This is a genomic window from Treponema sp. Marseille-Q4132, from assembly GCF_014334835.1.
Lineage (GTDB): Bacteria > Spirochaetota > Spirochaetia > Treponematales > Treponemataceae > Treponema_D > Treponema_D paredis.
In genome coordinates, this window is the sequence record NZ_CP060591.1 from 904949 (window position 1) to 917805 (window position 12857).

Annotated in this window: 9 protein-coding genes; 6 read left to right on the forward strand and 3 right to left on the reverse strand. The window is 51.6% G+C overall.

Annotated elements, in window-relative coordinates:
* The first annotated feature begins 207 nt into the window (after positions 1-207).
* The 6 genes from H9I35_RS04215 (at position 208) to H9I35_RS04240 (ending at position 8075) form a co-directional block, all read left to right on the forward strand.
* The gene (locus tag H9I35_RS04215; RefSeq protein ID WP_187420359.1) at positions 208-1698 is read left to right on the forward strand and encodes an acyl-CoA carboxylase subunit beta; all 1491 of its coding nucleotides are present in this window, start codon (positions 208-210) and stop codon (positions 1696-1698) included.
* A gap of 188 nt (positions 1699-1886) precedes the next feature.
* Positions 1887-3599, forward strand: a complete 1713-nt coding sequence (gene ptsP / locus H9I35_RS04220) for a phosphoenolpyruvate--protein phosphotransferase (protein ID WP_252722718.1) — start codon at positions 1887-1889, stop codon at positions 3597-3599.
* Between the two features lie 34 nt (positions 3600-3633).
* A complete protein-coding gene (gene der, locus H9I35_RS04225) occupies positions 3634-5094 on the forward strand; it encodes a ribosome biogenesis GTPase Der (RefSeq protein ID WP_187420361.1) in 1461 nt (486 codons plus the stop codon).
* A gap of 11 nt (positions 5095-5105) precedes the next feature.
* Positions 5106-5441, forward strand: a complete 336-nt coding sequence (locus H9I35_RS04230) for a MerR family transcriptional regulator (RefSeq protein WP_016521687.1) — start codon at positions 5106-5108, stop codon at positions 5439-5441.
* Positions 5428-6906, forward strand: coding sequence for a small ribosomal subunit Rsm22 family protein (locus tag H9I35_RS04235; protein WP_252722719.1), 1479 nt, complete (start codon positions 5428-5430; stop codon positions 6904-6906). Before H9I35_RS04230 ends, H9I35_RS04235 begins: the two co-directional genes overlap by 14 nt.
* Before the next feature lie 86 nt (positions 6907-6992).
* Positions 6993-8075: a BMP family lipoprotein gene (locus tag H9I35_RS04240; RefSeq protein WP_187420362.1), complete on the forward strand. Its 1083-nt coding sequence runs from the start codon at positions 6993-6995 to the stop codon at positions 8073-8075.
* A gap of 199 nt (positions 8076-8274) precedes the next feature.
* Here H9I35_RS04240 and H9I35_RS04245 read toward each other — a convergent pair whose 3' ends face one another.
* The 3 genes from H9I35_RS04245 to H9I35_RS04255 are packed head-to-tail and all read right to left on the reverse strand — an operon-like array spanning position 8275 to position 12732.
* Entirely contained in the window at positions 8275-9051 is a 777-nt protein-coding gene (locus H9I35_RS04245) for a tRNA threonylcarbamoyladenosine dehydratase (protein ID WP_215905299.1), read from the reverse strand.
* 17 nt (positions 9052-9068) lie between these two features.
* Positions 9069-10001 (reverse strand): type I phosphomannose isomerase catalytic subunit, encoded by a 933-nt coding sequence (locus tag H9I35_RS04250; protein WP_187420363.1) that lies wholly within the window; start codon positions 9999-10001, stop codon positions 9069-9071.
* Positions 9994-12732, reverse strand: a complete 2739-nt coding sequence (locus tag H9I35_RS04255) for an AAA and adenylate/guanylate cyclase domain-containing protein (protein WP_187420364.1) — start codon at positions 12730-12732, stop codon at positions 9994-9996. Before H9I35_RS04255 ends, H9I35_RS04250 begins: the two co-directional genes overlap by 8 nt.
* Between the last annotated feature and the right edge of the window lie 125 nt (positions 12733-12857).

The following is a 12857-nucleotide window of genomic DNA, read 5'->3' on the forward strand; positions in this document are numbered from 1 at the left end:
AGCGGTAAATTGGGGGATAATCGGTTTTGCCGCATCCGATCGCGGCGTACGAAACTTCGCTTCTTTACCTAAAGCTGTTGAGCGGTCATCCAGAATACGTCCGGCACGACTTCGACATAAAACCGATTTTTGTCATATTGACAGCGCGGAAACGATGGGTTATCATAGAGCGTACGTTTAAATTATTTTGGAACGAGGAATTGTCTTATGGAATACAATGTCGAAAAACAACACGAAAAAGGAAAACTTCACGCAATCGAACGGATTCGCGCTTTGTGCGATGAAAATTCGTTTATGGAAATCTATTCGGGTGTGCGTCACAACTGCACGAGCTTCGGCATGGAAAAAAAGGATATGCCCTACGACGGCGTCATCACCGGATTCGGAAAGATAAACGGAAGGACGGTCGCGGTATACGCTCAGGATTTTACGGTGCAGGGCGGCTCACTCGGTCTCATGCACGGCAAAAAAATCGCCGAACTCATCGACAAGGCGGTCGAAGCGCGGTGCCCCGTCATCGGTATAAACGATTCCGGCGGAGCGCGCATTCAGGAAGGCGTCGACGCGCTGTGCGGCTACGGAGATCTCTTTTATCAAAATGTCCGCGCATCCGGTTCGGTGCCGCAGATTTCGATCGTCGCAGGTCCCTGTGCGGGAGGCGCCGTGTATTCGCCGGGCATCACCGATTTTATCTTTGCGATCGACAAGATAAGCGAACTCTTTATCACCGGACCGAAAGTCGTCAAATCGGTTATGTTTATGGATATCTCGTCGGAAGATTTGGGAGGAGCGGCGATCCACTCGAAAAAATCGGGCGTCGCGCATTTCCGCTGCGAAAGCGAAAACGACTGCTATCGAAAAGTGCGCGCGCTGCTCGACTACATCCCCCACTATTTCGGCGACGATCTCGCACAAAACGAAAAATACAAATTCGACGCAAAGAAAAAAGCGAAGCGCATCGAAGAAGTCATCCCCGAAAACCCGCGCGCCGGTTACGATATCCGCGAAATCATCAACTGCTGTATCGACGACGATTCGTTTTTTGAAACGTCGGCCGAATTTGCGGTAAACTGCGTCACGGGCTTTGCGAAAATCGAAGGCAAGTCGGTCGGTATCGTCGCAAACAATCCGATGGGCGTCGGCGGCGTTCTCGACTGCGATGCGAGCGACAAAATCGCGCGCTTCGTCCGTTACTGCGACGCTTTCGGCATACCGCTTTTAACTTTCGTCGACGTTCCCGGCTTTATCCCCGGCCCGCAGGAAGAGCAAAAAGGCATCATCCGGCACGGCGCAAAAGTGATCTATGCATACAGCGAAGCGAGCGTTCCGAAAGTAACCGTCATCGCGCGCAAAGCGTACGGCGGCGCATACATCGCGATGTGTTCGAAACACCTCGGCGCCGATTACGTATACGCGTGGCCGAAAGCCGAAATCGCGGTTATGGGTGCGGAAGGCGCGATCGGCATTTTGTACGCAAAAGAGCTCAAAGATCCGTCTAAGGCGGCCGAAGTCGCGGCAAAGTCGGAAGAATATAAAACGGAGATAATGACGCCGAAAATCGCGGCGAAGCGCGGCTATGTCAGCGAAGTGATCGAACCGCAGGAAACGCGAGAGCGCATCGCACGCAGTTTCGAAGTGCTCGCTCGAAAGCGCAGCATGGACACGCCGCTGAAAAAGCACGGTAATATCCCGCTGTAATCGTCCGCGGCATGACGCGCGCTTGCAGTCCCTCATGCCGCAAAAAGATTGAAAAGCAAATTACTGTAATGAAGATACGGCTGCGCACATGCGCGGCCGTTTTGTATATAAGCGTATTCGACTGCTTGATAAAAAATCGATACCTTCTGTTTGACACTCCTCCGAGCCGCCGTTATAATAAAATACAAATGAAAATATTTCTCGGCATTCCGGCAGCTGACGGAATAGGACTCGGAAAGGCCTTCGTCATTCCCGAAAAGACAATAAAAACCGTTCCTCAAAAAACCGTCCGAAAAGAAGAAAAGGATGCCGGCTGGGAGCGTTTTTTATCGTCGGTACGCGCCGTCACCGAAAGGCTCGGCGCCGAACTCGACCGCCTGCCGAAAAACACGGCGAACAAAACACAGCGCGATCTGCTCGAAGCCTATACGCTCATGCTCGGCGATCCGATCTTTGCCGCCGAACTCAAAGATTCTTATGAAAAATCGAACGTAAATATCGAACACGTCGTCGACGTAAAATCGGCCGAATATGCCGAAAAACTGCGCAACGCGGGCGACGACTATTTGGCCGAACGGGCAAGAGACATCACCGATGTATTCGCCCTCGTACTCGACGATATGCTGTGCGTCCGCGAATTCGACGCAAACGAAGTGCCTGAAGGATCGGTCATCGTCGCGTCATCCCTTTCACCGACGGATACGATCGCCCTTGCAAAACGAAAGATCGCGGCGCTCGCACTCACCGAAGGCGGCCTTTCGAGCCACGTCGTCATATTGGCACGGAACTACGGCATTCCCGCCGTCGTCGGCATCAACAATATCACGCATCAAATTCAAACGGGGGAAACAGTCGTCGTAAACGGCAAAACGGCGGAAGTCATCGCCGGCCCCGACGACACAACGCTCTCCGAATATCGAAAAAAGATCGACGAGGAAAAAGCACACGGCGAAAAGCTTAAAATATTTTTAACAAAATCCGCCGAAACGAAAGACGGTACGAAATTTCAATTATATGCGAATATCGGCACGCCGGAAGAAGCGGACTTCGCGGTAAAAGAAGGCGCGGACGGCATCGGCCTTTTCCGAACGGAATTTTTATACATGAGCACCGTGCATGAAGCGGGAAACTACGCGTACCGCCCTTTCGACGAAGATGTGCAATTCAACGCGTATAAGCACGCGCTCGGCGCTATGAACGGAAAACCCGTGACGATCCGCACGCTCGACGCGGGCGGCGACAAACTCATTCATTCGGCGGATATCCCGATCGCCGAAGAAAAAAATCCGCTTATGGGACTGCGCGCCGTACGCCTTTCCCTCGCCTATCCGCAGCTTTTAAAAACACAGCTGCGCGCTTTATACCGCGCAAGCATTTACGGAAACCTGCGCATCATGCTGCCGCTCATCACGACCGTCGATCAGGTCAAGCAGTGCAAATCGATCGCGAAAACGGTGCGGAGCGAACTGCGCGCCGAAAACATTCCGTTCAACGATAAGGTTCCGATCGGCATCATGGTGGAAACGGCCGCAGCCGCCCTGCTTTCCGATTCGCTTGCAAAGCACAGCGATTTTTTTTCGATCGGCACGAACGATTTGACGCAGTACACGCTCGGCATCGACAGGGAAAATCCCGCAGTGTCGGGACTTTACGACGAATTCAATTTGGCCGTCCTGCGCCTCATCGCGATGACGGTCGATGCCGCAGGAAAAGCAGGCATACCCGTTTCCGTGTGCGGCGAAATGGCAGGAAAAAACGACAGCGTTCTCGTGCTTTCGGGTATGGGACTTCGCAGTTTGAGTATGAGTGCAAAATTGATTTCCGGCATCAAAGAGCTTTTGTCTCGCTTTACGATCGACGAATTGAATGCGATTTCGGCAAAGCATCTCAACAGTTTATAATAATTAATAATTACGGCGAACGGGATTATCGACTATGCAGAAAAAACGCAAACCTGATTTTTCAAAACCGCTCGAAAAAAAACGATCGGAATCGATCGTACAAAAAGCAACGGATGAAAAGCGCGATAAGCTGTTTGCAAACTGCCCCGTCGTCGTCATCGCAGGCCGCCCGAACGTCGGCAAGTCTACGCTCTTTAACCGCTTTATGGAAAAAAATATCGCGATCACCGATCCGACTCCGGGCGTTACCCGCGATCCCGTCGAAGGCACGGCGCTCATCGCGGGAAAACCCGTTCGCCTCATCGATACGGGCGGCTACAAACTCGAACGGAAAACGGGCACGCAGGAAGCCGCCCTCGACGAACTCGTCGTCAACCGTTCGCTCGATGCGATACGGAAAGCCGATTTGATTTTGCTCGTTTTCGATGCCGAAGAACTCACCGCCGAAGACGAAGAGCTCATCGGAGAAATGCGTCCGTATCGGGACAAAGTCGTCGCCGTCGTCAACAAAACGGAAGGCGGGCGCAACAGAGAGCAGGCTTACGATTACGCAAGATTCGGCTTCGGCGATTTGATTTTCATTTCGGCCGAACACGGCGATCACATTCCCAAACTTTCGGATGCGATCGTTTCGCGCCTCGATTTTTCATCCGTCGTCGAAACCGACAAAACGCCGGTCGTACGGATCGCGATCATGGGAAAGCCGAATACCGGAAAATCGACGCTCGCAAACCGTTTGACGCATTCCGACGCTTCGATCGTCAGCGATTACGCCGGCACGACACGCGACGTCGTCGAAGGTGCCTTTTCGTACGGAGGAGCCGACTTTCAAGTGCTCGATACCGCCGGCATCCGAAGAAAGACGAAGGTAAAAGAAAACGTCGAATACTATTCCGTAAACCGCGCGATCAAAACGCTCGATGAATGCGACGTCGTCATATTGATGATCGACGCACAGGACGGATTGGACGAGCAGGTAAAAAAATTGTGTGCGCTCGCACACGAACGCGGACGAGGCATCGTCTTCGCGCTCAATAAATGGGACACGCAGGAAAAGGGACGCGCCTCTTTCCGCAAAGCGGCGGAAAATATCCGCATCATGTTCGGACACATGGAATACGCGCCGATCGTCGCGCTTTCCGCACTCGAAGGCAAGGGCATAAAAGATTTGCTCGCTACGGTGCTTGAACTCTACGCTCAGCTTACGCGAAAAGTCGAAACGTCGGTACTGAACGCCGCTCTCAAAGATTGGCTTTTTCAATACCCGCCGCCTGCAGCGAAAACCGCGCATTTTAAAGTACGCTATATGACGCAGACAGGCGTCAATCCCGTGTCGTTTTTGATCTTTGCGACAAAGCCCGAATCGGTACCGCAGACGTACATCGCCTATCTTAAAAACAGGATCCGCGAAGATTTGGGATTTAATAAAATTCCCGTACAGCTCGAACTGAAAGCGAGCCGGCAAAAATGGGAAGACCGCACGAATAAAAGCTGACGGAGAAGCAAGTGGCATCGTATTCGATCGGCGACGTAGAAGAGATCACGGGCGTAAAAGCCCACGTGCTTCGCTATTGGGAAAGCGTGATACCCGGATTCGCTCCGCAAAAAAATATGGCCGGACACCGCGTATATTCGCAGCGCGAAATCGATATCATCCTCCGGTTAAAATACCTTATCAATATTAAAAAATTTACGATCGAAGGCGCACGCAGTCAAATCATCGAAGACGCGAATCGTCTCGAAGACGATGCGGATACGCTGCATGCGATCCACGATTTGCGCACCGATTTGACCGACATCTACCTTACGATGAGGAAATACCGAAAGCATGAATCGAACTGACGGCGCAAAGCGGTACGAAAAATTTATTAAAAAAGACAGCGCGGCAAAAAATGCCGAAACGCGCGCTATGCTCGACGGCGCTTCCGCGGCAAAACGAAAACCTCCGCGAATATACGATGCGCCTGCCCAAGCGAAACCGAAGCCCGCTCCCGCGCGGCAAAACCCCGGTATTTCGCAATCGATACGGCGCACATCGCCGAAAGACAAGGCGGCGTACCGCGCACCCGTCTCGGCAATTTTGAAACGGCGCAGTATGTTTTCCGCCGATGCGATCCCGCCCGACGCGCGAAATGTCATCGCCGAATTCGACAAGATATTGCAAAGCGTATTTCCCGCAAACGGCAGACAGCTCGCTTCTCTTCCGAAAAACATAAACGCGCTTTCGCACGCGCTCACCGACGAGCGGGGCAAACGGAGAAGAGGCTATATGAACGCGCCCGAAACGCTTTCCGCATACGTTCGCTATTTTTCGTGGTGGAACATCGTCCGCTTTACGCGCCTCTTTGCAAATTTTGAAAAAGACGCGTTCGCACTTTCGGACGGGGACGCCTGCCTCGATGTCGGAAGCGGCCCTCTCACCGCCGTCATCGCGCTGTGGCTTTCCCGCCCCGAACTGCGGAACAAAAAACTTACGTGGTACTGCATGGACATATCGCAGGCATCCCTCGCGCTCGGAGAAGATCTCTACTTTTCGATCGCAGCCCGAGTCCCGCCTTCCGATAAAAACGCCGCCCCTCATTGGAATATCGTGCGCATAAAAGGAGAACTCGGAGAGCCCATACGGCAAAAAGCCTCTCTCATCGTCTGTGCCGACATGCTGAACGAACTGCGCGAAACCGATGCGCGGAGCGACGAAATACGCGCAAAACAGTACGCCTCATCGCTCCTCTCCTATGCGGCAAAAAAATGCGACCTTCTCGTCATCGAACCGGGAGTGCCGTCCGCCGCACGCATTATCAGCTTGATGCGCGACACCTTGCTTAAAAAGAATATGACGATCGTTTCACCCTGTCCGCACGCGGACGCATGCCCGATGAACGGATACCGCGCGCATACGGGAAGCGCGTCGAAGTGGTGCAACTTCGCCTTTTCGACGGAGGACGCGCCCCCCTCTCTTTTGAAACTTTCGAAAGACGCAAAGCTTCCGAAAACCAGAGCCGTCGTAAGTTTTCTCTTTGCCCGAAACGCTTTCGAAAGCGGGAGCGTAAAAGCGGTACGCGGATGCACCGACGAAGCGCCAAAAACAAAAAGCACCGAATTTCCGATCCGCATCGTAAGCGACGCCATCACGCTTCCCGGCCGCGCTTCGGGACACTACGCGTGCAGTCCGCTCGGATTGACGCTCGCAGTTCCCGCATCCGGAAGCCCGCTTTTTTCGGGCGACAGTATCGCAGTCGGCACGCTCGGCAATCCGGCACGGCTTCCGAAAGACGAAAAAACCGGAGCTTCCGTCATCAGGATTTGAGATTCTCCCAAAACATACCTTGACTAATGCCGCCGCTCGGTATACTATTTTTATGATTATTATTTACCCGCAATAAGGAGAACACGATGAAAAAAACAATCGCAATTCTGTGCGCACTGCTTGCAGCAAGTGCAGTCTTTGCAATGGGAGGAGCCGATTCGTCCGCATCCGGAAAAAAATCGCTCCGTGTCGGCATGGTAACCGATGCCGGAACCATCGACGACAAATCATTCAATCAAGGCACGTGGGAAGGCATCCTCCGCGCACAAAAAGATATGAACATCGAATGCAAATATCTGAAACCTGCGGGAACGACGGAAGCCGACTATCTCAAAGAAATCGGAAACCTCGCGGATGCGGGCTATCAGATGATCATCTGCCCGGGCTTCAAATTCGAAACCGCCGTTTTCGCAGCGCAAGACAAATATCCGAAAGTCAAATTCGTCATCCTCGACGGAAAACCGCACAACGCCGATTATTCGGTATACAAAACGGCGCCGAACGTCGCGGCCATTTCGTGGCTCGAACAGCAGTCCGCCTTTATCGCGGGCGTCGCGGCCGCAGTGCAGGTCAAAGAAGGCAGCTTCGGCTTTATCGGAGGCATGGAAATCCCCGCCGTTCAAAAATTCAACTGGGGATGGCAGCAGGGCATCAAATATGCAAACGCGAACTTCGGCACTAAGATAACGATCAAAGCCGAAAACGTCATCTATCAGGGAACCTTCAACGACGTCGCGGCAGGTCAGCAGCTCGCAGCTTCCATGTTCGATAAAGGCGTCAAAGTCATCCACGCAGCGGCAGGCGGCGTCGGCGTCGGCGTCATCAGCGAAGCGAAAACGAGGCGCTCTACCGGCAAAGACGTATGGGTCGTCGGCGTCGACGTCGATCAATACAACGACGGGCTCATGCCGAACGGAAAGAGTGCCGTGCTCACATCCGCTATGAAATTCCTCGACCGCGCTTCGTACGATATGATCAAAGCCGAACTACAAGGTCAATTCCCCGGCGGCAAAGAACTCGAGTTCACGGCGAACAACAACGGCGTCGGCATCCCCCTCAAAAATCCGAACCTCTCGGCGGAAGCGCAAAAACGCGCAATGGAAGCATTCGAAGCTATCAAATCGGGAAAAGTTATCGTTGCGGACAATCCTGCAGGATTAATAAAATAAAAATCGGGACGAAGCGGTCGGAAGAACCCGCCCTCTGCGGCTCGCTCACGCTCGGCCGCGTCCCTCGCTTGCGCTCGCTCCGCGTCTGCCTTCGGCACCGCTCCGCGCGGGCGTAGGCTGACGGTGTAAAAGCACCGTCGAAAGCAGACCCTTTACAAAGACGGCGCACTTCCCTTCAATTTATTAATTATTAATAATATCAACAGCTCCGCGCTTTTTCAAGCAAATCGCACACGACCTTTTGCGCGATCAAAAGCCCGGCGGCCGCAGGCACGAATGAAATGCTTGCAGGCGGTTTTTCATAAACCGAAGGCTTTTCGGTCGAAAAGAGCACCGGAACTTTTTCTATGCCCCGCTTTTTCAATTCCTGCCGAACGACGCGCGCAAGCGGACACACGCTCGTCTCGGCTATATCGGCAATGCGAAAACGAGACGCATCGAGTTTGTTTCCCGTACCCATGGAGCTTACGACGGGCGTCCCCGCGTCCTTCGCTCTTTTAATGATTTCTATTTTTGCAGCGACCGTGTCGACCGCGTCGACGACGTAATCCCAGCGTGAAAAATCGAATCGATCTTTCGTGTCGGGAAGAAAAAAACAGCGATGGGCCATTACGGTACATTCGGGATTGATGTCTCGGATGCGCGCGGCGGCGACATCGACTTTATACGCGCCGACCGTGCTGTCGAGCGCGTATATCTGCCGGTTTATGTTCGAAGCGGAAACGGTATCGTTATCGACGATATCGAGAGAACCTATACCCGCGCGCGAAAGCGCTTCGACGACAAAGCCTCCCACGCCTCCGATACCGAACACGATGACGCGGCTTTTTTGCAGCGTTTCGACGCCGTCATCCCCGACGAGCATCCTTGTCCGCGAAAAGCGCTCTTCATCGGACCGAGCGCTTCGGTCTTTACGCTCCCCGTCGGCAGCGGGCGTTGCCGCCCCCGTCGCGCTTTCCGTATCGAACACCGTCAAACAAGACCCCGCCGCGCTTACACTGCGGATATGACGAGCTGCATATCGCCTTCGAATACCGCCCGCCCGTACTCATACGGAAGAATAAAGTGGCTTCCCTTTCGAACGGCTTTTCCGTCCACAGTCCCTGCGCCTTCGACGACCGATACGAGCATAAATTTTTGATCCTGCACGATCTCAGCCCTTCCTTGCACGCCGAGCGTCCACACGGAAAAATACGGACAGCTTACGAGTTCGCCGAGATTTTTGTTGATCGTTTTATGAGGATTTTTTTGCGGCAGACTCTCTTCGAACGGCGCCGTTATGACGTCGATGCTCTCGGCAATATGAAGCGCGCGCGGTTTTCCGTCGCTGCCCGGCCTATCGTAATCGTAAACGCGATAAGTGACGTCGCTGTTTTGCTGCGTTTCAAGCAAAAGAGTGCCGCCCTTTATCGCGTGAACCGTTCCCGGCGAAATAAAGAAAAAATCGCCCTTGTGTACCGGCACTTCGCGGATAAACTCGTTCCAGCGCTTTTGTTCGATCATATCGCGCACTTCGCCGCGGTTTTTCGCATTGTGCCCTATGACGATCTTCGCACCGGGCGCGGCATCGAGAATATACCAGCATTCGGTTTTACCGAGAGAGCCGTTTTCGTGTACCTTTGCGTACGCATCGTCGGGATGCACTTGGATGGACAGGTCGCGCTCCGCATCGATGATCTTCGTCAAAAGCGGAAAACGCTCTCCCGCCTCTCCTCCGAAAAGCTCGCGATGCTTTTGCCAAAGCTCCGAAAGGCGCATACCGGCAAAAGCGCATCCTTCGACGGTACAGTCGCCGTTCGGATGTGCGCTGATCGCCCATGCTTCTCCGACATGATCGCTCGGCAGTTTATAACCGTATTCGGCGAGGCGCTTCCCTCCCCACACCGTATCTTTTAAAACGGGATCGACAAAAATGATTTCACGCATTGCATTCGTTCTCCGCAGCAAGGTTCGTATATTTTGCAATCGCATCGGTATCTTTCGCTTGCTTCGCGTAATACAGCAATTTGTCCGCAACGGATCGGATATTGTCTTTATATTTTTCTTCAAGATAATTGATCATCGCGATATTCAAACTTCTCCGCGTGGACTCGATGATCGTCCTATAGAGGACATCTCGCACCATCACATCTTTAAACGTAAAGAGCGTCCGCTTTGCATTGTTGCAAATGATAAAGCCGCTCTCTTCAAGTTCGGTAAGCGATCGCTCGAGGACTTCGGAAGAAATCGTTTCGGACATAAGCGCTTCAAGCGCGGAAAGCGAAAACGTTCTGCCTATAGCGGAAGCATTTTTGCAGATAACCTGCGATTCATACGAAAGCGCATTGAGCTGTACGACGATAAGGTTTTCGATAGTATACGGGATCTTTATATCATCGATAGGCTTGACCGGATAATAATACCCCTTATTATTTTTAATAATTTTTTCATCAGAAATGAGACTTTCGACAATGATTTGGATATACAACGGATTACCGCCGGACAGAGCAACTATTTTCGCCGAAAGCAGTTTATCGGGCGTTTCGAAATTCAAAAGTTTTGCCGTAAGCCGAGAAGCGGCCGTATCGCTTAAAGGTGCGAGACGCATCACTTTAATATTGTTCAGAGAAAAAATCCTCTTTATCTTTTTCGACTCGCGGGAAACGGGCACGACAAGAATCGGCGCGTTCTTGGGCTGACGCGAAATATACGAAAGCAAATGCAGCGAAAGACTGTCGGCCCATTGCAGATTTTCAAGAACGATGACGAGAGGATGACTTTCCGCATAACTTACGAGCAGCGTATATACGAGGGCAAAAAAGTGCTGCTGCTTTGTCGCCGGATCGAGGTGCGCGGTTACCGGATTTTCCACGAAACTGTAGCCGAGTACCGACAGAAAATACGACACCCAATTTTTATGAGCCGGAAGCTCGCGCGCGAATTTGTTCAGTACGTGCAGCAAAAGCATTTCACCCTGCATCGAATCGGTTATGCCGACGACGCGCTTTATAATGTCGCTCCACAAAAAAAACGGAGTCGAAACTTCGTAGGGATATGCTCTTCCGTACATGACAACGGTATCCGTGTACGACGCCATAATATCCGAAACGAAATCCTGTACAAGGTAAGATTTTCCCAAACCGATATCGCCGACAATAGGAGCAAAGCACAACTCTCCCTGTCTGATTCTTTCATACAATGCCCGAAGAGCCGAAAGTTCACCGCTTCTTCCGAAGAGCTCCGTTTTATGATTCACTTTTTCGACATCTCTTTTGATTGACAAAAGATGATATACGGTTTGCATTTCGGAAAAACCTTTGAGCATAATACCGGGCATCGTTTCCGTTTCGCACATCGCATCGGTTTTGGATTTCGTCGCTTCATCGATAAAAACGGTAAAACTTCCGTGGTTCGTCGCGTTCATCATGAGGCGTGCGGCAAAGTTGATCGCGTTGCCGACGATCGTAAAATCTTTGCGCATATTCGCACCGAATTCTCCGGCGTAGACGACGCCGGTGGAAATGCCGACGTTTACGATAATTTTACCGCCCGCCTTTACTTCTTCTTCGATCAGCTTGTGCGCAAACAGCAAGGCCATACGTTCTTTATTTTCGATTGCAACGGGCATGCCGAAAAATACGGGAAAGACGATACCCTTGTCGCTCAAATCGGGCTTTCCGCAATAACCGGTAAAACGATTCGCGATATCCTGCAGATCTTTATAAATTTTATTAAGACTTTCATAACCTTCGGCGATAGACGCTTCGCTGACGGCCTGTCCGAAAACTCCGTCGAAACGAACCATACAGCACGTGACATTGCGGTATTCGCCGTCAAAGCCCTGCACATTGTTTTTTATCCGGTTGAAGATAACGGGATTGATAAACGAATACAGACGATTGTAAAAACGCGGATTTGAAAACCATGTTTCCACGTCGATATATTCCGGACGTTCGACCGAAGCGGCAAAATCTTCAGGGATATCGGTAAGATGATAAAAACCTTCCTGTTCGGCAAAATAGCGCTCAAGCCCTATTTTACACGCAAGGTTCCACACGGGAATACTCACGACGATTTCCTGCATCGTACAGGCTTCTTCCATTTTGATCGCTTGGATGACTGCCGCACCCGTAAGCACCGGCGTCATCGAATATTCCGTGTCGCCGAGAAATATCTGAAAGATTTCCCCCTGCCCCATACCGATTTTCGGCTTCAGAGTAAAATTAACAAACTCTTCGGAAACCGTATTGTAGTTGTTGCTCAGTTCGAGGATGAGAATCATCGCCGCAAGCGCACGCCGTAAATTGTTTTCATCGCTTTCGTCTTTCAATCTGTTGAAACAGATGAGAATCGAATCGCCTGCAAATTGAAACACGGAGCCGCCGAATCCGCGGACGGTTTCTATAACGACCGAATAATAATCGGACAGCGTATTCGTAAGATCCGCAACGTCGCGTCCCGTTTTCATATAGCCGTCGACGATTTTCGTAAAGCCGATGATATCGAGGTAAACCATGACGCCTTGAAATTTTTCTATCGTTCTTTCAAAAAAGCAGCTGGGAGATTCGCCCATCATTTTTACGACGCTATAGGGAACATAACGCGTCATAAAAAAAAGCTGTTCGGGCGTTATATCGTTATCAGTACGCAAAATGCAGTCGATGCAATTCTCTTTCATTAACAAAAACCCCAAAAATCAAATTGAACTTTCTGTATCTTCCGTCAGTATAATATAATTCACCGCGCGACTTCAAGGGTACGTAGACTTATGCACGCATTGCCCGTATTGCATCCGCTGCGGAA